Origin of the sequence: Vibrio sp. TH_r3, assembly GCF_033101115.1 — a bacterium.
Classification (GTDB): domain Bacteria; phylum Pseudomonadota; class Gammaproteobacteria; order Enterobacterales; family Vibrionaceae; genus Vibrio.
The window spans coordinates 76,475-100,491 of the sequence record NZ_JAWMPW010000005.1 but is presented as its reverse complement, the minus strand read 5'-3'; the positions used below and the strand labels follow the sequence as shown (position 1 = coordinate 100,491).

Here is a 24,017-nt window from a genome sequence, read left to right as displayed (position 1 = left end):
CCATCTATTTTCAAAATCAACTGGCAAACTGTTTCTTCAAAGCATATTCCACACCACGAATTTCAGCTAACCCCTTTAAACGACCGATACAAGAATACCCAGGATTGGTTTTTTTGTTCAGATCACTAATAATTTGATGACCATGATCGGGTCTCATTGGAATCAAATCTGGATGACCTTGCTGTTGTCGCCTATTTTCTTCTTGCAACAAAGATAAAATAACCCCATACATATCAACATCACCATCAAGATGAGCCGCTTCATGGAAACTGTTTTGCTCTTGCTCTCGTTTTGTCGAGCGTAAATGTATGAAATGAACTCTATCTCCAAATGTTTGAATCATTTGGATTAAATCATTGTCTTCACGCACACCGTAGGAACCTGTACACATGGTAATTCCATTCGTTTTACTCGGTACTTGTTCTGTTAAATAGGCGATATCATCAATCGTCGAAACGATTCTTGGTAGCCCTAGAATGGCACGCGGTGGATCATCAGGATGAATGGCTAACTTAACACTATGTTGCTCACATGTGGGCACGATTTGTTTAAGAAAAAACACTAGATGTTCACGCAATTTATTTTTATCAATTTGTGCATATTTAGCCAATTGATGACGAAATTGATTTAACGTGTACCCTTCTTCGGAGCCCGGTAGACCGGCAATAATATTGGCTGTCAATTGATCAATATCCGACTGACACATCGATTCGAATCGAACCTTAGCTAATTGAATATCCTGTTGAGAATATTCATTTATTGCCTCTTCACGCTTTAATATACAAAGGTCAAAAGTAGCAAAATCAATATGGTCAAAACGCAATGCTTTTGACCCATCAGGTAATTCATACGCTAAATCAGTTCGAGTCCAATCTAGAACCGGCATAAAGTTATAACAAACTGTCTTTATTCCGCATTTAGATAAATTAATGATGGATTGTTTATAATTCTCAATCCATTGCATAAAGTTACCTGTTTGAGTTTTTATTTCTTCATGAACAGGAATGCTCTCTACAACATCCCATGTTAAATTCTTATCTTCTATTAATTGTTTTCGCTCTACAATGTCCGCTTCACTCCAAATCTCACCATTCTCTATTTGATGTAATGCAGTAACAATTCCAGTCGCACCTGCTTGACGAATATCATTCAAAGTTACGGGATCGTTGGGACCATACCAGCGCCACGTTTGTTTCATGTTTTCTTCCCCAATAAAATGAATCAGTAATAAAGTGACTAACCAACAGCCCTTATCAACTAGAGGTGAGTCAGCGACTCACCTCTAAAAATCAAAGACTATAAGCTTTTAGTTCGGCATCTTTTAGCTTGCCTGCTCGCAACAGCAACCATGCAATAAAACCAACCATAATCGACATCAACACGAACAACATTCGACCCCACATAGGATTAGGTATAAGTGTCAAAATGAGCAGCGCAGCACTGGTCGCCAGTAATACACGTCCAAGTAAAACGTATTGTTGTCTATCGGCTTTAAAACTATCGGGAGTTTCTTCAACAATAATAGGTGTGGAAGTATTATCGAAAAATTCGTTAATTTCTTTCGCTCGCTGACCTGTTGGCTCTTTATAAAACAGCTGAGTCAGTAAGAAGAAACCACCGGTTATGATGATGTGGGCGGTAACCCCCATTGTTATGGATTTCATCTCAGCAAATTCACGTTTTGACAGAGGTTCCGCCAAGTTGAACAAACTTTCGATCATAGCGGCATTGGTTGATGCGATAACTGCAGAAACACACGCTCCAACAGCAATCGTTGCCCAACATGCCCAATCTGGTGTCTTTTTAATAAAGAAGCACAGTAATGAAGGAATAAGCACAGGGAAGGCCACTAGTGTGCTCACCATCATCAATGCATCGAATAGACCAAAGTCTTTCAGCTTACTCATGAATAAACCAGCAACAATGATTAGAAGACCAAATACAATCGTAGCGATTTTACTGGCAAATAAAATCGATTTATCTGATTTGTCTTTTGCAAAATAAGGTTCGTAAACGTTCTTAATAAAAATACCTGCATTTCGATTAAGAGCAGAATCCATTGACGACATTGTTGCTGCGAACATAGCAGACATCATAAGGCCAACCATACCAACAGGCATTTCATTACGAACAAACACAAAATAAGTCGCGTTAGAAATGTCTTTACCAAGAACATCTAGTCCCCAAGTAGACATATCTGAGTAGTAACCTCCAACATACCAAGCAGGTAAGAACCAGATAAATGGACCGAAAGCCATTAAACAACAAGCAAGAATAGCGGCTTTACGTGCGTTATTGGTATCTTTAGCCGCGATATAGCGATACGAGTCGATCATATTATTGGTACTAAAAAACTGTTTGATGAAAATACAGATAAACCAACCTATAAACAGGTAACCATAGCTATAGCCATCACCGATAAAACCTTTATCCGGTAAGCCTGCTTCTAGAATTGGAGTAACGCCACCAGCTTTGGTAATGGCTACTATTGTTGCAATAAAAGTCACCACAGTAATAATGATCATCTGGATAAAGTCAGATGCAACCACTGCCCAGCTACCACCAACTAGCGACATAAATAACACCACACCACCTGCGGCAACAATGGTTGTTTCGATCGGGATATTGAAAACCGCACTGGCAAAAATAGCTAATGCGTTTAGCCACAAAGAAGCTTGCAGTACGCTAGAAGGTACGGTTGCCCAAGTAACCACTTGTTCGCTCACACGTCCGAAACGTAAACGGATGCCTTGGATTGGACTAATTACTCGCATTTGTCGAGCTTTTGCCGCAAAGAATAGATAGTTACAGAAATAACCTAGAGCGTTAGCAAAAAAGATAACCACAATAGAAAGGCCAACATCTAGTGCTTTACCCATAACACCGGTAAATGTCATGGCACTCAATGCTTGTAAAAAAGCGGTTGACCCCACCATCCACCAGAGCATTTTACCGCCCCCACGAAAGTAATCACTGGTCGAAGAGGTTGCGGTTCTAAACATCCACCCCACCACCATGAGGAACATGAAGTACCCCAATACTATATATATATCTATATTCATTATTTATCCTTGTTCACGTCATTGTATAAAAAGCAAACAGTTTGTACTCTGATATTTATATAGTGTCAAAATTGGATGACCAATTGGTTGACCAGAATCACACAAATCAAACTATTAGTAATAAAATAGTTAAATAATACAAAATATAATTATTATTAATACGTAATTAACAAATACAAAAAATTGATTAAACAAAGAGTTAACATTATTAAAATCAATGAATAAGGATGAAACCTAACATTCTAAGTCGTTAGATTAACGCAATAGAAAATAGTAATTTATACGACATATAAAAGATCGTAAAATCAAAATCACTAAGTAAAAACCTCAATTAAAAGGTTTAAATATAGAAAATACAGGTGATATTTTAAACAAAAAATGCGGAAGCGTTAATAATTGGTTGGCCAAATATAAAGGTGTAACCTAATAAAAGGTATCGTAAATTAAAATTTGAAGCGATGATTCATAGAATCAATGAAATGAGGTGTACCAGATAAAGTGAATTGATGCAGAAATTAAAAATGTCAGCGTCAACACAAGCACTGATTTTTAAAGGTATAGAACAACTTACTCGTAAGTTGGCTTACCTTATTTTATCTTTAGGTAGAAGTACAGCTGGCACGGAATCAAACAAATAGCCGTCAAAATGTGGATCGTTAAAATCAGATAACTCTAAAAGCCTCACTTTCACATTTTCTAAGTGCTGCCACATAGCAAGCTTAGCCGCAGCTGGATCTTTACGTTTCAGAGCTAACAATATTTGTGCGTGATCGTTAAACCATTCTTTGCGATAATCAGCATTGTCAATGTGGCCATGCAGTTTATTCCACATTGGACTCGACTCTCGTTTGTCCCATAATTGATTAAACATATCAACTAAGATTAAGTTTTGCGTCGCTTCGGCGATACATAAATGAAAAGTACGATCACCTGAAGAACTAATACTGCCACTTGCCACTTCATATTTTTCAATATCAAGCGCCTCTTGCATTTTGGAAATATCAGAAGGAGTCACTTGTATCGCAGCAAATTCTGCAATGCTGCTTTCTAATAACTGCCTTGCTTGCAACATTTCAAATGGGCCAACATCTCTATCGAAGGTTAAAGAATGCGATTCGTTAACCTCTTTAGGTAAATTAATAACATAGACACCCGAGCCTTTTTTTACTTCGACCAGATTTTCGAGTTCCAGCATAATAATAGCTTCGCGCACAACCGTTCTTCCAACATTTAAACGTTCGGCAATATCGCGTTCTGGGGGTAAACGGCTGCCTATTGGATATAGCCCATCGGAGAGCTCTTTTCTCAATATTAAACCTAAGGTTTGATATGAACGTTTTGGTTCGAAGTTTATCATCAGCGTTTTATTTAACTATTAATAGTAATTAGAGAACTAGCTCACGATTGTATGCTGCAAGTGAAACCTATTCAACTCGAATCCCAAGCTAAGATAAAAACCCAATAACCTAGTTGAGACATACCTACTAGATATGATACTCTTCGCGTCCATTTTTTCGGCTACTGGTTAACGATAGCAGAAGCCGTTATTATCTTGTTTTGCTTTGCAGATCCAGTCGTTCATCCACTGGTAGCGTGCATATTGGCACAACAACTTCAAATACGTGTGGGATAAATAGATGGCTCAAGGAACGCTTTATATTGTGTCTGCTCCAAGCGGCGCAGGTAAATCTAGTTTAATTTCGGCATTATTGGAAACCAACCCAACTTATGCAATGAAAGTGTCAGTATCACACACTACTCGTGGTATGCGTCCGGGAGAAGAAGATGGGGTTCACTACCATTTTATTCAAAAAGACAAATTTGAAGAGTTAATCGAAAACGATGAATTTCTTGAATATGCAGAGGTGTTTGGTAACTACTACGGTACCTCTCGTATTTGGATTGAAGAAAACCTACAAAAAGGTATCGACGTTTTTTTAGACATTGATTGGCAAGGTGCACGCCAAATTCGCCAACGTATGCCTCAAGCAAAAAGCATTTTCATCATTCCACCTTCAAACGGAGAGTTGGAGCGTCGCTTGAATGCAAGAGGACAAGATAGTGAAGCAGTAATAGCCAAACGCATGAGTGAAGCAAAAGCAGAAATGTCGCACTTTAACGAATATGATTATTTAATCGTTAATGACGATTTTGATGCTTCTTTAATGGATTTTAAAGCCATTATTCGTGCGGAACGCTTAAAAGAAGACAAACAAGCGACGAAATACAACGGTATGCTTACAGCACTATTGGCAGAGTAAGCCTTTAAGTTGTATACTTTCTCGTCATTCAGAAAAATCAGTTAACATATTGGAGTCCACATGGCACGCGTAACTGTTCAAGATGCAGTTGAAAAAGTTGGTAACCGCTTCGACCTAGTCCTAATCGCGGCACGCCGCGCTCGTCAAATGCAAAATGGCGGCAAAGATTCACTAGTGCCTGAAGAAAACGACAAGCCTACTGTTATAGCGCTTCGCGAAATCGAAGAAGGCTTGATCACCAAAGATGTTCTTGATGCAAGAGAGCGCCAAGAACAACAAGAACAAGAGGCTGCAGAGCTAGCAGCAGTAAGTAGTATTACTCACGCTCGCTAACTCTAGTAGATAACGTTAAGTAACATTATGGGCCTTTAATTTGTATTTATTCGATAGCCTAAAAGATGTTGCCCAAGAATACTTAACAGAGCCTCAACTTGAGGCTCTGCGTCAATCTTATGTGGTAGCAAAAAACGCCCACGAAGGGCAAACCCGCTCAAGCGGCGAACCTTATATTATCCATCCTGTTGCCGTTGCTCGTATCTTAGCCGAAATGCGCTTAGATCATGAAACCTTAATGGCTGCGCTATTACATGATGTGATTGAAGATACGGAAACCTCTAAAGAAGACCTTGCCGCACAATTTGGTGAAACCGTTGCTGAGCTAGTTGATGGGGTATCGAAATTAGACAAACTTAAATTTCGTGACCGCAAAGAAGCGCAAGCAGAAAATTTTCGCAAAATGGTTCTTGCTATGGTGCAAGATATTCGCGTTATTCTTATCAAACTTTCGGACCGTACGCATAACATGCGAACTTTGGGCGCACTTCGTCCAGATAAACGTCGTCGAATCGCACGCGAAACGTTAGAAATATACGCCCCACTAGCACACCGATTAGGTATTCATAATATTAAAACTGAGCTAGAAGAACTCGGTTTTGAAGCGCTTTATCCCAACCGCTATAAAGTTCTCAAGCAAGTAGTTAAAACCGCTCGCGGCAATCGAAAAGAGATGATTCAACGTATTCACTCTGAAATAGAAGGTCGCCTAGAGGAAGTTGGCTTAAAAGCCCGCGTATTTGGTCGAGAAAAAAACCTATTCTCTATCTACAATAAAATGAAAACCAAAGAGCAAAGATTTCATACCATTATGGATATCTACGCCTTTCGCGTTATTGTAGATAACCCAGATACCTGTTACCGAGCATTAGGGCAAGTACACAATCTTTATAAGCCTCGTCCTGGAAGAATGAAAGACTATATTGCGGTTCCTAAAGCGAACGGTTATCAGTCTTTGCATACATCTATGGTTGGCCCTCACGGCGTACCAGTTGAAGTACAAATTCGCACCGAAGACATGGATCAAATGGCCGATAAAGGGGTTGCGGCTCACTGGTCATACAAAGCGGGTGGTGATCGTAAAGGCACCACGGCGCAAGTTAAGGCTCAGCGTTGGATGCAAAGTTTGCTTGAGCTTCAGCAAAGTGCTGGTAACTCATTTGAATTTATTGAGAACGTAAAATCTGATCTTTTTCCTGATGAAATATTCGTGTTCACACCAAAAGGTCGAATTGTTGAACTGCCAGCTGGTGCAACCGCGGTTGACTTTGCTTATGCAGTGCATACCGATGTCGGTAATACCTGTGTTGGTGCCAGAGTAGATCGTCAGCCATACCCATTGAGCAAAGCACTGAAAAATGGCCAAGCAATTGAAATTATTGGCGCGCCCGGCGCTCGCCCAAACGCAGCATGGCTCAACTATGTGGTAACTTCTCGAGCAAGAACAAAAATACGCCAAGTATTAAAAACCATGCGTCGTGAAGAGTCGGTTGCATTAGGTCGTCGTCTACTGAATCATGCTTTGGGCAGACACAATATAGAGACAATTTATCCTGAAAATATTGAGCACGTTTTGTCTGAGCTCAAAATGAAATCTCTTGAGGATATGCTTGCGGCAGTTGGTTTAGGTGAGCTTATGAGTATTGTAATTGCTCGTCGCTTACTGGGTGACGCAGATGCGCTTACAGAAACAAGCTCTGTCAGTTCCACATCGAGTAAGAAATTATCGATCAAAGGGGCTGATGGTATATTGCTAACCTACGCAAAATGTTGCCATCCTATTCCTGGGGACCACATTATTGCACACGTTTCACCAGGCAGAGGCTTAGTTGTTCACCTTGAATCTTGTTCAAATATACGCGGATACCAAAAAGAGCCCGACAAATATATGTCGGTAGAATGGTCTGATGAACATGATCAAGAGTTTATTTCTGAATTGCAGATTGATATGTTAAATAGCCAAGGTGCTTTAGCGGAACTAACCAATGTTATTTCTCGAACAGGCTCGAATATTCACGGGATTTCGACCGAAGAAAAAGATGGCCGTTTATATACAATTACTCTTGCGCTAACAACGAAAAATCGTGTGCATTTGGCAGAGATAATCAAAAAAATCAAAGTCATACCTAATGCATTACGAGTTAGACGCAGAAAAACCTAGTGATTGCTAAACCGATTCTCAAGAGTTTGTAGGTTACTTTATCTACAAACTCTTGAGCGGTTAAAAATACATGTGATACTTTCGGAATTGTTATACAACCATGAACTTAGAACGCTATAACCGTATTCAAACCGTACTTAAAGCCCGTCAACCTGATTTAACACTTTGCCTTGAAGAAGTGCATAAACCCAATAATGTATCCGCGGTAATTAGAACCGCAGACGCAGCAGGCGTACATAAAATTCATGCAGTTTGGCCAAACGAAAGTATGCGCACATTAGGCCACACTTCTGCTGGTGCACGTAACTGGGTAGAAGTCGACACTCACTCTAATATCGAAAGCGCTATTGACGCATTCAAAACGCAGAATATGCAGATAGTCGCAACCAACCTTTCCGACAATGCCATCGATTTTAGACAAGTAGATTACACTAAGCCTACCGCCATTATTTTGGGAGGCGAAAAACATGGTATTTCTGGTAAAGCCTTAGCACTTGCAGATCAAGATATCATCATTCCTATGGTAGGTATGGTGCAATCACTCAATGTCTCAGTCGCTAGTGCGCTTATATTATTTGAAGCCCAAAGACAGCGTCAGCTTGCTGGATTTTACGACCGCGAAACGTCAGCACTTGAAAAGTCGACTATCCATAAAATACTATTTGAACGTGGTCACCCTATCCTTGCTAAAGTCGCTAAACGTAAAGGCCTATCGTACCCACCATTAGATGACCAAGGACAAATTGTCGCGGATCAAGATTGGTGGGCAAAAATGCAAAGTCGCTAATAGTTAGAACAAAAATCAGTCGTTAAACCACGCCGCTACTTGTTCTTCTTTTGGCACACTCCCTTTGTGTACTACTTTTTCGTCGATCACTACTGCTGGTGTCTTCATCACGTTATAAGCCATAATTTCTTGTAAATCTTGCACTTTAACAAGCTGAATAGAGACATTATGAGAGCGAGCAGCACGTTCAATTAGCGATGCGGTCACTTGACAATTTTTACAACCTGAACCTAATATTTTAATCACTTTCATTTAATTTTCCTTCTATAAAAATATACTTTCTTCTCTTAAATTTGCGCTATGTAGACTCTACTCGGCTATCTTAAGCAAGCGGAATAATATTGAATAACCAACCGACCAAAGTAAACGACACTAATAACACGCCAAATAAAGCCGCCAGTAGTTTCCATTGCATCACTTGTTTAAGAAGAATAAATTCAGGAAAACTGGCCGCCACTGTACTCATACAAAAAGCCAATGTGGTTCCTATCGGCAAACCATTTATAATTAAACTTTCCATAACAGGAATAACCCCTGTCGCATTAGAATAAAGCGGAATACCAAGCAAGACAGCAATAGGCACAGACCACCATTGCCGGTCTCCTAAATGCGCTTCTATCCAACCATCAGGTACATAACCATGCAACGCAGCGCCTAAACCAACGCCAATAAAGACCCACTTCCACACCCTTGCGAGAATGTCTATGGTTTCATCTTTAGCAAATTGATGCCTTTGCGCTAAGGTCAGTACACTGCTTTGTTGTACTTCTTTTTGATTCAATTTTTGGGCATCAGCACCTTTTTTCAGTGCCTCTGCTGCGAAAGAAACTAACCAACGGTCAGCCTTAATTACATCTAAAAAGAAGCCACCTAACATGCCAACACTAATACCGATCAAGATATACAGAATGGTAAATTTCCAGCCAAGTAGACTAACCAGAAGTAAAACGGCCACCTCATTGATCAGCGGAGAGGTAATAAGAAAAGCCATAGTGATACCCAACGGAATACCCGCTGAAGTAAAACCAAGGAAAACCGGAATACTCGAACAAGAGCAAAAAGGAGTGATAGAACCGAAGGTTGCCCCTAATAAGTAACCAGTAAACCGATGTTTACCAGCTAAATAGTCTCTAACTCTTTCAACATCTAGCGATGCACGAATAACCGCAATGGCATATATCATGACAATAAGAAGTGCGAATATCTTGCTAGTATCTTCCACAAAAAAATGCAAAGCATCACCAAGCTTACTTTCTGCTGACAAGCTTAGAACATCGAATACCAACCATGATGCTAAATCTGTAAATACCTGAAACATACAACCCCTATAAATTTAAAACCGCTTTATCTTAAAGACGAAGCGGTTTCAAAAAGGAGTCATAAAAATACAAGTAATTTATTTATCTCTAGCAGTAAAGCTGCATACTCTTTGATTTTCATCTAACTTTACTTGGCATTCAGATTGTATTTTGTTCTTAAGTTTCTCTCTAGCGCGACGTATTCTAGATTTAGCTGCAGCTAACGTCAGGTTATGTGTATCAGCAAATTCTTGTTGGCTCATCTCACCCAAATCACAAGCAATAAGAATGTCTCGATCACGGCTTTCTAATTCAGAAATAACTCGAGGTAAACAGCTTAATGCTAAAAGGTCGACTGGAGATAATAGATTTTCTTGTTGAACAATATCAGAGGAGACAAGGTCAAGATCCAGTAATTGAAACCGACTATGCCGCATATAATCGATCAGCGTATTTTTCGCTACACGAAACAACCAAGCTTTAGGGTGTTGTACCGTACAAAATTTTTCTTGTTGTCCAATGACTTTAATAAAAACATCTTGAGAAATATCTTCAACTAGTACTTTATCGTGTGTTTGATTAAATAACCACTGTAAGAGTATATGTTCATACTCTTGCCAAGCTCGCAATGCACAAGGTTGCACATTGCTATTAGTTAACGTCCAGTCATCCGTTGACTTAAAGGTATCCGTTAAAGCCGAAGTATCCACCATCGCTATTTCTCTACTTATCACTTTTCGCCAAGTAAAAAGGTCTTATCGCTAGTTACCACCACACCATGACGTAAAAAGTTCTTACCAACAATCATACTATACTTAAAGCGAGAACGATCTTGTAGATTCACCTTCACCTTTTCTTTGATATCGCCTATTTGAACATCCATTTTTACTACTGGTCTAAAATTGGCTTTTTCACCATCTTTGGCTTTTATCGTCATCATTCTTACTACTTTTCGCGTGAAAGACTGCTTATCACCTTGTTCATTTTCATACACAAAATCGACCATATCGACGCCGTCTTTTTTATATAAATTAATATCTTGTGCATGCATAGAACTGACATCTGCACCTGTATCTAATTTAACAGGAAAGCTCAATCCTTCTACTGTCGCATTTTCTATATAACCCGCTTTTACTAAATCGTGAGATTCCAATAACAATGTGGTACGAGTATTAATAATGACCCCACCTTTAGCCGTTTTTTGACCAATCAAAAAAATCGGCTTTTCATTTTTATCTAACGTTTCTAAGGCAATGTTATATTCTGTATATTTGCCATTTGCTTCTAATCGAGCTTGCACCACTGGACGAACCGAATTCCCTACTTTTATCTTTTTTAAAACGGGCTTAATAAACTTCTGCACCCCTTGGTCATCTTCCAGAAAATAAGTCACTTGCGATCCTTGATCAGCACTCGATATTTCAAAACTGCTCACTTTCAGTACCGGTGTTTTTACTCTCAAATCTGGTACGGCGCTGATCTTTATGCCATCAATCGTGATCTGTTCTTCTGGTGATATCACCAAAGGATTTTTATCTTTTACTCGCTGGGAAAACGATTCTTTCGGTTTAGCTAATAGATGTTTTTCACTGGCACTTACCACAAAGTTTTTACTCAGAGCCTCTGTCCCCAAACGCAATTGACTAGAGTAATTAGACCGATCTTTAAGATAAACGTGTAGCATGGTATCAAAATGGCCATCAGCGCTGACCGGAACATAAACCTCAGGACGTTCTATATCACCAAATTTAATCATTCCAACCAGTGGCAATGTATACGATTTACTGTTATTGGCGTTGTCTTTGGTAGCAAAGCTCACTTGTTTGTGATCTTTATCCACTTTAATATTGGTCGCATGCATTACCGATGATTTACTGGTTAGCGAAACACTAGCATTCATAGACATTCCGGCAACATTCATTACCTCTTCTCGACCGATTAATGAAGACTCTGGTTGCTGTTGTAAAAAATCATAACCAGAAAAAACCCACGCATTCTCCTTTAAAAAACTTTTTCCTATCAATATCGGAGTACTAAAGTTACTTCTATCGGTTAAACTCGCTTCTGTATTGACTTCCACATCACCAATTTTCATCTTCAACTTAATAACCGGTCGATATAAGGGCTCTTTGCTGGTTCGACTGCGAACAACACTGACTCTGGCTAAAGGCTTCTCGAATTGTAAAATATCCCCAGTATAAGGATTGGTAACATTAAATGTGACGATAAGTTTTAGGTCACGTTCTGAAGTGTCGAACTCTTCTAACCACCAGTCACTTTTTGTTCCACCAAATTCATCGACAATATGCTTAAGTAACTCATTGTCAGTAAATTGTTTGTACTTTGGATTGGCACTTTGAATATGAATATTCTCGGCGTGAATTGATGTGGTATCTGCGCCAGTATCTATTTTTCCATCAAAAGGAATATTCATATACTGTTCTTTTTCAGTAAAATAAACATTCTCTACTCGACCAAAAACCGACTTTCCCTCTAACATATAGGCAGGATTTTGTGTTGTATAACTCACTTCACTGGCAAAAATATTAAAACTAGAGAGTGTTGCGACTAAAAACCATAATGTGCATTTATTCATTTTTTGGAAATCCATAACATGCCGATATTGCGTTAATTTATTTATTCTAGTCAATGTAACCAATAACAACAGTAATTGCTGTCAAAGTTACGCAAAAGGTAATGAATCTCATCGCTTAACACTTAAACCTAGTAATCTAACGTTTTGCCCCCATTTAGTACTAAATACACATGGTAGAACAACAAAACTCAAGAGCGTACTAATCAACAATACTAACAATTTGTCGTCATAAACAAGCAATCGATAATCACCACTAAACAATCGATAGCCACAAAAAGCACTACATACAAAATTTAATCAATGAGATCCACTAATGACCCAACAACTAAGCCAACAAATTGCAAACGAACTCAACATTCGACCTGAACAAGTCAGCGCAACCATTGCGTTAATAGATGAAGGAAGTACCATTCCTTTTATTGCTCGATACCGAAAAGAAGTCACTGGTGGCTTAGATGACACTCAACTTAGAAATTTAGATTCTCGCCTGAGCTATCTTCGAGAATTAGATGATAGACGTAAAACTGTCCTTAAATCGATCGATGACCAAGGTAAATTAACGCCACAACTGGAAAAAGATATTCATCAAGCGGACAGCAAAACTCGACTTGAAGACCTGTATTTACCCTATAAGCCAAAGAGAAGAACCAAAGGACAAATCGCAATTGAAGCAGGATTGGAACCTTTGGCTACCACACTTTGGCAACACGCTTCATCCGATCCAGAAACCGAAGCTAAAAAATACATTAACCCTGCCAAGGGCATTACTGATAGTAAAGCCGCTTTAGATGGGGCTCGCAGTATTGTTATGGAGCAAATTGCTGAAAATGCCAACCTTATCAGCCAACTTAGAAATTACTTAACGACACATGCCGAGATAGTATCTCGAGTAATTAAAGGCAAAGAGCAGCAAGGACAAAAGTTCAAAGATTATTTTCAGCACAGTGAAAAGCTGAGTAAAACACCGTCTCACCGAGCACTAGCCATGCTCAGAGGAAGAAATGAAGGTTTTTTACAACTGTCTATGAATGCCGATCCAAATCAAGACGAAGGCGTTCGTCATTCGTATTGTGAGGAAATCATTACGAGTCATTATGGGTTAAACCTCTCCGATTCACCGGCTAACCAATGGCGAAAGCAAGTTATTAGTTGGGCATGGAAAGTCAAAATATCGACTCACATGGAAACAGAATTAATGGCGGCAATGAAAGAACGTAGCGAAATGGATGCAATTGAAGTATTCGCCTCGAATTTGAAAGATCTTCTCATGGCTGCTCCTGCTGGACCTAAAGCGACCCTTGGGCTTGACCCTGGACTAAGAACTGGGTCAAAAATAGCGGTAGTGGATTCAACCGGTAAAGTACTTGATACCGAAACTATTTATCCACATCAACCGCATAACCAAATAGAAAAATCAGCGCATGTTATTGAAAATCTGATACGAAAACATAATGTAGATTTAATCGCTATCGGCAACGGAACCGCATCACGTGAAACCGATGAGTTAGTAGCGAATACATTAAAAAAAGCCAATCTATCTACTCAAAAAATCATTGTCAGTGAAGCGGGTGCTTCGGTTTATTCTGCGTCTGAATTGGCAGCGAATGAGTTTCCAGATATGGACGTATCGTTAAGAGGCGCGGTTTCTATTGCTCGACGATTACAAGATCCATTAGCAGAGTTAGTTAAAATTGATCCTAAATCAATTGGTGTAGGTCAATATCAACATGATGTTAGCCAGAATGCGCTGGCAAAACGGTTGAATGCAGTGGTTGAAGATTGTGTGAATGCGGTTGGTGTGGATGTGAATACTGCTTCACCTGCACTACTCACTAGAGTGGCTGGGCTTTCTAACACCATTGCAGAAAATATTGTCAAATATAGAGATGACAATGGCCGTTTTTGTTCCAGAACAGAACTGAAAAAAGTTGCTCGTCTAGGTCCTAAAGCGTTTGAACAGTGTGCTGGATTTTTGCGTATTATGGATGGGAAAAACCCTCTAGATGCCTCTTCTGTTCACCCAGAAGCGTATCCAGTGGTCAAAGCGGTAGCAGATAAAAACAATAAAAAGATACAGGCACTTATTGGAGATACTGCTTTTTTACGTTCATTAAATGCGATTGATTATACTAACGATAGCTTTGGTGTCCCTACTGTAACCGATATCATTAAAGAATTAGATAAACCGGGGCGCGACCCGAGACCAGAATTTAAAACCGCAACGTTTGCCGCTGGCATCAATACCATTTCGGATCTAGAACCAGGAATGATTTTAGAAGGCGTCGTATCGAATGTTGCGAATTTTGGGGCATTCGTTGATATCGGTGTACATCAAGATGGACTAGTACATATATCCGCCTTAACTGATCGATATGTATCCGACCCGAGAGAAGTGGTAAAAGCGGGAGAGATTGTCAAAGTTAAAGTTATGGAAGTTGAGGTACAACGTAAACGTATCGCTCTGTCGATGAGACTCAGCGACGAGCCAGGAGAACAAAATCAATCCCAACCAAAGCATCGAGTGTCAACCGGAAATAAACACACAGGGAACAGTCGAGGTACTCAAGATAGAAAAAATAACAATAGAGACTCCAAAGCATCATCGCTAACGAATAGCGCTTTTGCCGATGCTTTTAAGAAAGCAAAAAGATAGTCGACGACACGACAGTAAAAACAAGTTATAGATTCTGGATAAACCAGAATCTATAACTGTATCAGAGTTTATAACACTGCAATTACCTCAGATGGGTAATTAGGTGCTATGGCATGACCGTAATGATACTTAATCACTGTACGTCTACGCTCCATTTTTCCCGTAGTAATGGCTGCTTCAATAAGATGTTTAGGCAATCGAAAACGAATCGTATAACCTATCCCTTGTTTCTCTGAATAGCTTTGAAGAGCCAGCAACTCAAATAAACGACTCAAGGTATCGAGCGGTTGTTCCGTTTCACCTGATTGTGTATCTATCTCATTGTCCAGATCATAATCCGGGTGGTCTGACGCATCCCATGCAGGTCGTTTACGACGCTTGTCATCAGACTTAATACGCCTTTCCGCATTGGATTTTGCCAATTCTACTGGTGGCGTAACAGGTTCACGAACCCTATTATCTTTCGCCGCTTGTTCAGTTTGAACATTGACCGAAGGAGCGATCAGTGGCACGTTCACATTGGTCGGTGACACAATCATAACCCATCTCCTTTTACTGCGACCAATAAGTAAATAATGCTACTCATACAAAATACATAACGTGCAAAATATATCACGTGTAAAAAAGTACCATGCAATTTTTCTTATTGGTCACATAGTGTATCGGCCAGTTTGTCCTATTATTTACAACCATTTTAAGATTTAACAGTAACGTATTGTATTAGAAGTTTATTTTGAATACTGACCTATTCATTGCCTGCAAACTGGACGATTTGTTGACAAAATTGATCCAATTCGGTCATAAATGGAGCATGAGACGACTGAGTAAAGATGTAAGATTTGGAATTGACTAACGATGCTTCTAAGTCATGTGCAACCTTGATTGGTACAAGCCCATCTAATCGGCCATATAAGCGTAAAAACGGTGGTTCTATTGCGCTTAAATTGGATCGAAGATCGACATTTGCCAACATATTCAACCCGACTAAAAGCGCATCCGAACTAGGTAATGGTCTGGAAAATATTGCTTTTTTAAGTGCTTTGACATCTTGCCTTGCGGTTGGACTTCCCATTGCTTGTAAGCCCATAAATCGTTCAACTGTTGATTGAAAGTCTTGGACTAATTGCTCGGCAAAAGCCTGTAGTACAGTGGGCTGTATTCCTTTCCAACGACGCTCTGCTGCAAATTTAGGTGAACTCGCCACTGTGACTAATTTATTGACTCGTTCAGGGAAATCTAAGGCAATTTGAGTTGCAATCAATCCGCCTAATGACCAACCAACCCAGATAGCATGTTCGGGTGCAGATTCGAGCACCATTTCCGCCATCGATTTTATATCCTTAGCATGAAGGCTTTGACTGTAGCCATACCCTGGCAAATCCACCACATGGACGGTAAAATGAACAGATAAACGCTCAACCGTTTGTTGCCACACTGCGCCATTCATTCCCCAACCATGAAGAAGCACTAAGTCCTTTCCTTGCCCTTCAACTTGCCAAAATAAAGATGCGATCGATGTGGCGTTCTCTTCTACTTGAATCATGCTCACTCTCTTTAATCAAATTTTATCATTTACGACTACTATTACTCTATTAAGGATAAAGCGATGTGGTATAAAAACACTCGTTTATTCATTTCTCATCATTCTACCCCAGTTTGTCATTTGTGTGGTTTACACATAGAGAAACCGATTGGCAACACTATTTGGTGCTCGAATTGCTTGGGATTTTTTAATCCAAAGCCACGCTGCCAACGTTGCGGATTAACCACTTTAGTTCCAGTACCAGAATGCGGCGCTTGCTTATCCAACCCTCCTTTGTGGAACAAACTTTATTGTGTGGGTGATTATCAGTTACCACTTTCTGGTTACATACATAAATTAAAGTACGCAGGTCACCTACAGAATGCTTACGATCTTACTTATTTATTATCACGACGAATTATCGAACCCGCCCCTCTTATCGTGAGTATGCCTCTACATTGGACCCGTTTTATACGACGAGGTTATAATCAAAGTGATATTTTAGGGCATTACCTTACTTATCATCTCAATGGTTCTCATGTACATAATAACAACGTATTTGATGGAAAAATGTTTCGCCGCATCAAAGCGACGCCTAGTCAACAGGGGCTTGATAAGCAACAAAGAGTAAAAAATTTAAGGCATGCTTTTACTCTTAATTATCCACCAGAACAATCACATATTGCTATTATCGATGATGTTGTTACGACGGGCAGCTCGGTACGACAATTATGTAAATTGTTGCTTGATATTGGTGTGGAAAAAATTGATATTTATTGTATCTGTCGTACGGGGATATAAACCAATCAATACCACCTTATTAAATTGAGCAATAAAGTATCAATTTTCGTTTGGCATCTCTAAAACGCAGTAGTAGAATAGTATCAAATAACCTACAAAAATAGTCAGGTATTAATTGTGTCAATTATCATTACCATCACTGAAAGTGCCCAAGCACACTTTGCGAAATTATTAGAGCAACAACCAGAAAACACTAACATTCGTGTGTTTGTTGTTAATCCAGGAACCCCTAATGCTGAGTGCGGAGTATCTTACTGCCCTCCAGAAGCGGTTGAAGCAAGCGATACAGAAATCAAATTTGAACCGTTTTCTGCTTATGTAGACGAGCTAAGCTTACCTTTTCTTGACGACGCTGAAATCGACTATGTAACCGATAAAATGGGCTCTCAGCTCACATTAAAAGCACCAAATGCTAAAATGCGTAAAGTGTCTGACGATGCGCCATTGATGGAACGCCTTGAGTATGCAATTCAAACCCAAGTAAACCCTCAATTAGCTGGTCATGGTGGCCACGTAAGCCTAGTTGATATTACTGAAGACGGTATTGCATTAGTTCAATTTGGTGGCGGCTGTAATGGTTGTTCTATGGTTGATGTAACGCTTAAAGAAGGCATCGAAAAAGAATTAGTACAGCAGTTTGAAGGTGAATTAATTGCCGTTCGTGACGCCACAGAACATGCTCGTGGCGAGCATTCGTACTATTAGTAAATCATAAAGTTATTAGTAAATCATCAAGTTATTAGTAATTTAATACTATTGAGTAGTACATAGACTAAAAAATTCCCGTTAAGACGGGAATTTTTTTAACCTGCGATCACTGCGATAACCTATTTAATCTTTAATCTTTAATCTTTAATCTTTAATCTTTAATCTTTAATCTTTAATCTTTAAAAGCTTATCCCATGGTAACGCTTCATCGCCTAATACAATAAAGTTAGGATTTTCTAAGGTTTCTCTTTCATTGTATGACAGTGGTTCTAATTGAGTACTGAGTATTCTGCCTCCCGCTTCTTGAACAATACATTGTGTCGCAGCGGTATCCCATTCACCTGTTGGTCCAAGCCTTAAATAACAATCTACCGCACCTTCAGCCACTAGACAGGCTTTTAACGCCGCAGAACCTAAAGGAACAAGATCATAGTTCCATGCTGGAGACATTCTGTTGGTAATGTTATTGATGTTTTGTCGGCGACTGATAGCAATGGAAATTGTTTGATGCTCCACCTCATGTGTAAGAGTTTTTATCCGAACACTTTCTGTCATTTCTGGTATTTTCCAAGCACCTTTACCTCGGTAAGCATAATAGGTCACGCCAGAAACTGGGGCATACACAACGCCCATAACAGGAACATTATTTTCAATAAGTGCAATGATGGTAGCAAAGTCACCACTACGAGCAATAAATTCTTGGGTGCCATCTAATGGATCAACAAGCCAATAACGGTTCCATTGACTACGTTGTTCTAACGAAATGTCAGCCGCTTCTTCAGATAAAACCGGAATATCTGGTGTCAGTTCAGACAGTTTTTCAGTTATGAATTTATGTGCGGCCAAGTCAGCACTGGTTACAGGTGTTGAGTCCTGCTTGGTAAATGCTTCATACTCTTTTTTTTCATAAATATCTAAGATGAGTTGTCCTGCCGCTCGCGCAATATCGATAACCGCGGGGAGTAGATGGGATAAATCTTTGCTCAATGTTGGCATAACTTCTCCTAATTAGATCGATTAGATAAATGACGCAAGGTTAGCATAAGAGCAGAAATACATCTGGCTTCGCTAAAATCCATGTGAGATAACAACTCATCAGCTTGAGCCAGTGGCCAACGAATCACTTCTAATGGCTCTGGTTCATCTCCCTCCAACTTTTCTTTATAAAGTCCTTCAGCTAAATAAAGCGTCATTTCACTAGAAAAGTAAGAGGGGGCTAATACCACTTTTTTTAATGCGGTAAAATCAGATGCCCCAAAGCCTATTTCTTCTTTTAATTCTCGATTTGCAGCCTCTTGAGGTTGCTCACCTACATCGACCAACCCCTTCGGAAAACCGAGTTCGTATTCACCAGTTCCTGCGGCATATTCACGTACCAATAGTAAATCACCACTATCGGTAATAGGCACCATCATGACCGCTTCTCGACCGCTTGGACGCATTCTTTCGTAAGTCCGCTTTGCACCATTTGAAAATTCTAGATCGAGAGATTCGATAGTAAACAACTTCGATTTTGCGGCTGTAGTGACAGCTAAAATTTTTGGCTTTTGTGCGTTGGCCATCCGTGGATCCCTCGTTCCTAGTTTATTTCTATAACTTAATCTTAACGGTAATCTTCAATCTCGCAATAATAACCTGAGTTATCAAGTACATTTATTTATTAAACTGATCAGTAAAATGACTGGATTAGTTCACTCTACCTGCATAGTTAAAAGTATATTGTCCTTTATTATTCGGAGCAGCTAGCCATTTTAATTGCGAGTTCATTTCTGCTGGAAAGTAAGCATTAGGCTTAAACCATCCATTCGCCTTATAGCTCAGGTTATTTTCCAGCACCAAGTCGACTGCTGCAGAGATTTGCTGGTTATCATGCTCACCGATAAGCATGATTTTGCTATCTTCACAGGTTAAATCTGTGATTATACTGCCAAGATCTAATTCACCAACTGGCGAGGCTATTTTACTGCCATTCCATACCAACGTACCTGATGCAGACTGACACCATGGTTGTGCATAGTAATAATCAGAAATAGATAACTCGAACAGACCTTCAACGTTCATTGGTAATGGCAGGTTCAATTGTTGTAATACATTTTTCGCAGGCATAGAAAGCACGACACTATCAGCAAATAAACCCGAAAAACCATAACCTACATTACCTTTACCCATCGCTTTGAAATCACTTCCTTTACCAAATCGAATATGATAATTCGCTTTACCTTCCAACAGTTTTTTCGGCGAAAACTGCCACCTAATTTCTCCTAAGTTGTAACCTTTCCAGCGCACGTTTTTCGCTTCACCATTCCAAATAGTACCACTTGGTGATTCAACCATTATCCCTCTAATAATAGGTATATATTTCAGTGCAAAGGATGCAGGAGTGTGTGCAATCACACTTATCATCATCACCAGCACAAACAATAAAATAGTCAGTATGATTCGCTTCAAACTACGCCCCTCTTTTTAGTTGCAGACGCTTCACTTCGATGATGCCCGACGAATCACTGTTTGATATCTCCATAAATTCGACTTGTACTCCTTGCTGCTGGCGCAAATAAGTAAGCCAATGAATAAACTGATCAAATGCCACGGGTTTAAGCCAAACTTGGAGCATGTCATCACGAGGTTGAATGCGGATCAGTTCAATTTTATAGGTTTTTGCTGACTTGGATATTACTTGATTGAATGGGTCGCTGGACAAGCGAATACCGTTAGACCCTCTGAGTGCAACGATGCGATCTGCAGATTCAGACACCCAGTTCAATAATTGTCGTTCGGTGCTAATTCTAACTTGCGCTGCAGCGGCTCGTTCTGACATTGGTTGAATAATTCCCCAATAGATTGTGCTTAACACAATAGCTAGAGAACAAACAACAAGCATACGCTGCTCTCTTTGAGAAATGCTTTTCCACCAAGAAGTAAATGATCCGATCATGATTTATTCCTTAACAAAAAGCTACCAAAGACTTTATCATCTTTTTTATCCAGAGGTCCTTGAGTAACTTGAAAGTTTTCAGCTAGCTTTGTTCTTACTAATTCAAACATCTGAAAATCTTGCATAGATACATCAAGACGAACTTCACCACGATTGGCGTCATAACGAATATTACTGATCTGAACAGAAGGCTGATCGTGTAGAGCATCAGGCAAAAGAGCTAACCAATCTACAATCGAGCGGCCACGAGTGCCACCAGATAAACGATTTTCCTCATCGCTCATCACTCGTTTTAAGTAACTAACCGTTGGAATGCGTTGCTTATCAGGAAAAATTTCTCTAAAAATACGTTCACTTTCCGCATGGTAGTTTTTGGCTTGGGTTTCATAACGGTTAATCTCAACACCTCGTTGTACGGTTAACACCGTTAAAAACAAGCAAGCAGCAATAACAGCTTTTCGCCAGACAGTTATATTTTTTAAAATAGAGGATTGTGGTTTCAATGAACCCGTTAACAAATTAACAGATGAACTGAGTGCACCTTTAGCTAAAAGCGCCATAACCAGTTCCGGCTCTGCTGAGCGCCAATGTGAGTTATGAACTTGCGATGATGGAGTAGGAGTATAGCTCACAATGTTGCATGGATGCGCTTCTGAGCCACACCAATCAGACTCCACGAAAAAATCTAACCATTGTTCTTCGATAGTAGCGGATTGATAGAGTGACTTTCTAAACAGCCATTGAGAGCCAATTTTTAATGTAGCAATGCCATCGTCCAATAAAGGTAACGCTTGTGTATCCGGTATGGCTTTTTTAAATACCACACCAACACTAGCAAAGGCATCAAGCCAATCCATTAAATACGTTTTATCTATTGCTGCAACATGAATATTTTGTGTATTTTTTGCCAAAATAGAAAAATGCAGTGCTTCGACGTCTTGAGCAAGGTCATCTTCAAGTAGATAAGGAAGCATCGCTTCTATTCGACGCCCTGCGCCTTTAGGTAGCTCAGCGTCAAGCAAAAGAACATCTCGACTATCTAATAGTAAGATAGCCGTTCGTTGATAGGCATAAGTTGCTAGCTCTGGCAGCTGTTCTCTACTACTAAGCTCTCCACTTGCTATAATTTCGTTTTGACTGGTAGACCACACTAACCATTGAATCGCGGTTTGTTGATTTCTACTCAGTCGAACGGTCAGAAACTCGCTCAATGACGCCTCCAAAACGTCGTCGTATTACCGAGACATTCTTTCTATCTTCGCTAAAGAGTAAGCTTCTAATTCTTACTCTCGATTCATTAACCATTACTTGAGCATCAAGCTCGAAGTATCGGCTGTCGGTGGTGAGATAACCTTTTGCGTTATCTTTAATACTATCTTCAATAGACGCTAATTGCGCTTCTGCAACAAAATCGTCTACGGTTGCCCATCCATCATAAGGCCTGTTTTCTATCAACGTTATAGCATCATTTAGATTTAGATATGGAGAGAACATGGCGACGAGTATTACCGCCCCCTCACGACGCACCGTGTTTACGTTCAAGCGCCAATCATCCCAAGGAAGCGCACACACAACCGGGCTAATTTTATCCATTACGGAACGGTCCATTTGATATACCGCTCGAAGCTCAGAATTATCTGCTAACAATACATTTGGAGAAAGATACGCCGGACTTAGTCCTTCGTACGTACTGTCTTCTACGCCATAATTGGTGGTCGTTCTGGTGTCTGGATCCAAAAACTCCCATGTCGAATCACTGATCACTTCAGCTTGATAATTATCCACCTCAAGCGCCACAAGTATTCCTTGCCAAACATTCACTAAATAAGGTTTAGCGGTTACCGAACTACTCTGTCTTTCTCTACCCAAAGCATTGATGTTAAAACATGCCTGCATATCGATGATTTTCCCCGATGCGGAACCATAATCAAGAGGGTAAACCTGCTCTTCTAATGCCCAAGACTGGCTAGTATTAATACTATCAGCATCCTCGTAACTCTGTTGTAGCGCATATTTGGCTAATGCTTCAACACCGATACTATACCAATAAGCTTGTTGATGATTTAAACGATTTTCTGCTCGAGTAAAATTAACAAATAATCTTTCCGTCATCGTTGCAGCAATGGATACCATTATAGATAAAATAAGTAACACTACTATGAGCGCAGCGCCTGTATTTTTTCTTCTGTGCGTGCTACTAAATACGCTATTCATTGATGCTACTATCTTCTTTATTGCTGCTATTTCCATTGGTGTCTGTTGCAATATTTAAACTGCCACCTGCGGTTAAATACACTCGTTCTATACGACCATAATCTTGTAATGTGAATGTTATTGATATCGCTTCAGGTAACGACAAAGGTTCGTCCCAATCATTGCTCCAACTTCCTTGGTTGTAAAAACGCAAAGTAAAATCATCCACATCACTAAGAAGAGGTGTCACTAATGCATCTTGGCCTACTGGCGTATCTGGATAGCGCCACCATATCCGCTCTAATTGATGATCAACAATCCGGTACCCCACTTTAGCAACCTCACCACGAGGAAACATTTGTTGCGGATTTTGCCAACCTAATCGAGTAAAAAGAACCGCATTGTTGTCTGATTGCAGTAAACCATTTCCCCAAACAATTAGCTTATCTGAAGCCTCTTCGCCATCCGTGCGAAATTGTCTTAAAGCAATTTGCCTAAAATCATTATCAATAATGATCATTGCTCTCTGCAATTGTTTCAGTCTATCTGTTTTTATAAGCGATAATTGATTACTGCGTTGGATTTGATTAAGCACCATGTAAGCTGAAAGACTTAATGAGGCAAATATAGCGATAGCAACTAGTACCTCAATCAGCGTAAAACCCTCTTGCGTAGATGACGACGATTGATGTACTCGGCTCAACGAT

General features: G+C 39.8%; 22 protein-coding genes and 1 pseudogene. 7 read left to right on the top strand and 16 right to left on the bottom strand.

Features of this window, described 5'->3' with window-relative positions; genetic code table 11:
* Window positions 1-16 precede the first annotated feature (16 nt).
* From uxuA to R3X26_RS07105, 3 genes are all read right to left on the bottom strand, one after another.
* Window positions 17-1,198: a mannonate dehydratase gene (uxuA, locus tag R3X26_RS07115; protein WP_317716524.1), complete on the bottom strand. Its 1,182-nt coding sequence runs from the start codon at window positions 1,196-1,198 to the stop codon at window positions 17-19.
* 91 nt (window positions 1,199-1,289) lie between these two features.
* Window positions 1,290-3,062 carry a sodium:solute symporter family transporter gene (locus tag R3X26_RS07110; protein ID WP_317716523.1) on the bottom strand — a complete coding sequence of 591 codons (1,773 nt, stop codon included), beginning with the start codon at window positions 3,060-3,062 and terminating at the stop codon, window positions 1,290-1,292.
* 583 nt (window positions 3,063-3,645) lie between these two features.
* Window positions 3,646-4,419: an FCD domain-containing protein gene (locus tag R3X26_RS07105; protein ID WP_317716522.1), complete on the bottom strand. Its 774-nt coding sequence runs from the start codon at window positions 4,417-4,419 to the stop codon at window positions 3,646-3,648.
* 280 nt (window positions 4,420-4,699) lie between these two features.
* Between R3X26_RS07105 and gmk the strand changes: the two genes are divergently transcribed.
* The 4 genes from gmk (at window position 4,700) to trmH (ending at window position 8,604) form a co-directional block, all read left to right on the top strand.
* Window positions 4,700-5,323: a guanylate kinase gene (gene gmk / locus R3X26_RS07100; protein ID WP_317716521.1), complete on the top strand. Its 624-nt coding sequence runs from the start codon at window positions 4,700-4,702 to the stop codon at window positions 5,321-5,323.
* Between the two features lie 60 nt (window positions 5,324-5,383).
* On the top strand, window positions 5,384-5,656 hold the full coding sequence (gene rpoZ, locus R3X26_RS07095; RefSeq protein WP_317716520.1) for a DNA-directed RNA polymerase subunit omega: 273 nt from the start codon (window positions 5,384-5,386) through the stop codon (window positions 5,654-5,656).
* Window positions 5,657-5,696: 40 nt separating this feature from the next.
* The gene (gene spoT, locus R3X26_RS07090) at window positions 5,697-7,817 is read left to right on the top strand and encodes a bifunctional GTP diphosphokinase/guanosine-3',5'-bis pyrophosphate 3'-pyrophosphohydrolase (protein WP_317716519.1); all 2,121 of its coding nucleotides are present in this window, start codon (window positions 5,697-5,699) and stop codon (window positions 7,815-7,817) included.
* A gap of 100 nt (window positions 7,818-7,917) precedes the next feature.
* Window positions 7,918-8,604, top strand: a complete 687-nt coding sequence (trmH, locus tag R3X26_RS07085; RefSeq protein ID WP_317716518.1) for a tRNA (guanosine(18)-2'-O)-methyltransferase TrmH — start codon at window positions 7,918-7,920, stop codon at window positions 8,602-8,604.
* Between the two features lie 15 nt (window positions 8,605-8,619).
* Here the strand turns inward: trmH and R3X26_RS07080 are convergent, their stop codons facing one another.
* From R3X26_RS07080 to R3X26_RS07065, 4 genes are all read right to left on the bottom strand, one after another.
* Complete coding sequence (locus R3X26_RS07080) at window positions 8,620-8,856, bottom strand: thioredoxin family protein (RefSeq protein ID WP_317716517.1); 237 nt, start codon at window positions 8,854-8,856, stop codon at window positions 8,620-8,622.
* 70 nt (window positions 8,857-8,926) lie between these two features.
* Window positions 8,927-9,922, bottom strand: coding sequence for a permease (locus R3X26_RS07075; protein WP_317716516.1), 996 nt, complete (start codon window positions 9,920-9,922; stop codon window positions 8,927-8,929).
* Window positions 9,923-10,000: 78 nt separating this feature from the next.
* A complete protein-coding gene (locus tag R3X26_RS07070) occupies window positions 10,001-10,636 on the bottom strand; it encodes a sigma-70 family RNA polymerase sigma factor (protein WP_317716515.1) in 636 nt (211 codons plus the stop codon).
* Complete coding sequence (locus tag R3X26_RS07065; protein WP_317716514.1) at window positions 10,633-12,498, bottom strand: ATP-dependent zinc protease; 1,866 nt, start codon at window positions 12,496-12,498, stop codon at window positions 10,633-10,635. The genes R3X26_RS07070 and R3X26_RS07065 overlap by 4 nt, the downstream gene beginning before the upstream one ends.
* Window positions 12,499-12,811: 313 nt before the next feature.
* Between R3X26_RS07065 and R3X26_RS07060 the strand changes: the two are divergent.
* Window positions 12,812-15,020 (top strand): annotated as a pseudogene (locus R3X26_RS07060) (Tex family protein); the annotation flags it as partial.
* A 199-nt stretch (window positions 15,021-15,219) separates the two neighbouring features.
* Here the strand turns inward: R3X26_RS07060 and R3X26_RS07055 are convergent.
* Window positions 15,220-15,690: an ATP-dependent Lon protease gene (locus tag R3X26_RS07055; RefSeq protein ID WP_317716512.1), complete on the bottom strand. Its 471-nt coding sequence runs from the start codon at window positions 15,688-15,690 to the stop codon at window positions 15,220-15,222.
* 206 nt (window positions 15,691-15,896) lie between these two features.
* Window positions 15,897-16,694 carry a pimeloyl-ACP methyl ester esterase BioH gene (bioH, locus tag R3X26_RS07050; RefSeq protein ID WP_317716511.1) on the bottom strand — a complete coding sequence of 266 codons (798 nt, stop codon included), beginning with the start codon at window positions 16,692-16,694 and terminating at the stop codon, window positions 15,897-15,899.
* Window positions 16,695-16,757: 63 nt separating this feature from the next.
* Here bioH and R3X26_RS07045 point away from each other — a divergent pair, with 63 nt between their 5' ends.
* Both R3X26_RS07045 and nfuA read left to right on the top strand, forming a co-directional pair.
* Entirely contained in the window at window positions 16,758-17,474 is a 717-nt protein-coding gene (locus tag R3X26_RS07045; RefSeq protein ID WP_317716510.1) for a ComF family protein, read from the top strand.
* A gap of 117 nt (window positions 17,475-17,591) precedes the next feature.
* Window positions 17,592-18,179 (top strand): Fe-S biogenesis protein NfuA, encoded by a 588-nt coding sequence (gene nfuA, locus R3X26_RS07040; RefSeq protein ID WP_317716509.1) that lies wholly within the window; start codon window positions 17,592-17,594, stop codon window positions 18,177-18,179.
* A 168-nt stretch (window positions 18,180-18,347) separates the two neighbouring features.
* Here the strand turns inward: nfuA and cysQ are convergent, their stop codons facing one another.
* The 7 genes from cysQ to gspJ form a co-directional block, all read right to left on the bottom strand.
* Window positions 18,348-19,178 (bottom strand): 3'(2'),5'-bisphosphate nucleotidase CysQ, encoded by an 831-nt coding sequence (gene cysQ / locus R3X26_RS07035; RefSeq protein ID WP_317716508.1) that lies wholly within the window; start codon window positions 19,176-19,178, stop codon window positions 18,348-18,350.
* Between the two features lie 8 nt (window positions 19,179-19,186).
* Window positions 19,187-19,744: an ADP compounds hydrolase NudE gene (nudE, locus tag R3X26_RS07030; RefSeq protein ID WP_317716507.1), complete on the bottom strand. Its 558-nt coding sequence runs from the start codon at window positions 19,742-19,744 to the stop codon at window positions 19,187-19,189.
* A 124-nt stretch (window positions 19,745-19,868) separates the two neighbouring features.
* Window positions 19,869-20,630, bottom strand: a complete 762-nt coding sequence (locus R3X26_RS07025; protein ID WP_317716506.1) for a type II secretion system protein N — start codon at window positions 20,628-20,630, stop codon at window positions 19,869-19,871.
* 1 nt (window position 20,631) lies between these two features.
* Window positions 20,632-21,117: a type II secretion system protein M gene (locus tag R3X26_RS07020; RefSeq protein WP_317716505.1), complete on the bottom strand. Its 486-nt coding sequence runs from the start codon at window positions 21,115-21,117 to the stop codon at window positions 20,632-20,634.
* Window positions 21,114-22,328 (bottom strand): type II secretion system protein GspL, encoded by a 1,215-nt coding sequence (gene gspL, locus R3X26_RS07015; protein ID WP_317716504.1) that lies wholly within the window; start codon window positions 22,326-22,328, stop codon window positions 21,114-21,116. Before gspL ends, R3X26_RS07020 begins: the two co-directional genes overlap by 4 nt.
* The gene (gene gspK, locus R3X26_RS07010; protein ID WP_317716503.1) at window positions 22,297-23,331 is read right to left on the bottom strand and encodes a type II secretion system minor pseudopilin GspK; all 1,035 of its coding nucleotides are present in this window, start codon (window positions 23,329-23,331) and stop codon (window positions 22,297-22,299) included. The genes gspL and gspK overlap by 32 nt, the downstream gene beginning before the upstream one ends.
* Window positions 23,324-24,013 (bottom strand): type II secretion system minor pseudopilin GspJ, encoded by a 690-nt coding sequence (gene gspJ, locus R3X26_RS07005; protein ID WP_411572402.1) that lies wholly within the window; start codon window positions 24,011-24,013, stop codon window positions 23,324-23,326. Before gspJ ends, gspK begins: the two co-directional genes overlap by 8 nt.
* Window positions 24,014-24,017: the final 4 nt, after the last annotated feature.

Bases quoted from the DNA above. Each gene is read 5' to 3' on its own strand.
- gspK (WP_317716503.1), bottom strand. From the start codon at position 23,331: ATGAATAGCGTATTTAGTAGCACGCACAGAAGAAAAAATACAGGCGCT.
- R3X26_RS07080 (WP_317716517.1), bottom strand. From the start codon at position 8,856: ATGAAAGTGATTAAAATATTAGGTTCAGGTTGTAAAAATTGTCAAGTG.
- bioH (WP_317716511.1), bottom strand. From the start codon at position 16,694: ATGATTCAAGTAGAAGAGAACGCCACATCGATCGCATCTTTATTTTGG.
- R3X26_RS07045 (WP_317716510.1), top strand. From the start codon at position 16,758: ATGTGGTATAAAAACACTCGTTTATTCATTTCTCATCATTCTACCCCA.
- nudE (WP_317716507.1), bottom strand. From the start codon at position 19,744: ATGGCCAACGCACAAAAGCCAAAAATTTTAGCTGTCACTACAGCCGCA.
- cysQ (WP_317716508.1), bottom strand. From the start codon at position 19,178: ATGCCAACATTGAGCAAAGATTTATCCCATCTACTCCCCGCGGTTATC.
- R3X26_RS07055 (WP_317716512.1), bottom strand. From the start codon at position 15,690: ATGATTGTGTCACCGACCAATGTGAACGTGCCACTGATCGCTCCTTCG.
- R3X26_RS07075 (WP_317716516.1), bottom strand. From the start codon at position 9,922: ATGTTTCAGGTATTTACAGATTTAGCATCATGGTTGGTATTCGATGTT.
- gmk (WP_317716521.1), top strand. From the start codon at position 4,700: ATGGCTCAAGGAACGCTTTATATTGTGTCTGCTCCAAGCGGCGCAGGT.
- R3X26_RS07110 (WP_317716523.1), bottom strand. From the start codon at position 3,062: ATGAATATAGATATATATATAGTATTGGGGTACTTCATGTTCCTCATG.
- R3X26_RS07020 (WP_317716505.1), bottom strand. From the start codon at position 21,117: ATGATCGGATCATTTACTTCTTGGTGGAAAAGCATTTCTCAAAGAGAG.
- R3X26_RS07105 (WP_317716522.1), bottom strand. From the start codon at position 4,419: ATGATAAACTTCGAACCAAAACGTTCATATCAAACCTTAGGTTTAATA.
- trmH (WP_317716518.1), top strand. From the start codon at position 7,918: ATGAACTTAGAACGCTATAACCGTATTCAAACCGTACTTAAAGCCCGT.
- R3X26_RS07065 (WP_317716514.1), bottom strand. From the start codon at position 12,498: ATGAATAAATGCACATTATGGTTTTTAGTCGCAACACTCTCTAGTTTT.
- rpoZ (WP_317716520.1), top strand. From the start codon at position 5,384: ATGGCACGCGTAACTGTTCAAGATGCAGTTGAAAAAGTTGGTAACCGC.
- uxuA (WP_317716524.1), bottom strand. From the start codon at position 1,198: ATGAAACAAACGTGGCGCTGGTATGGTCCCAACGATCCCGTAACTTTG.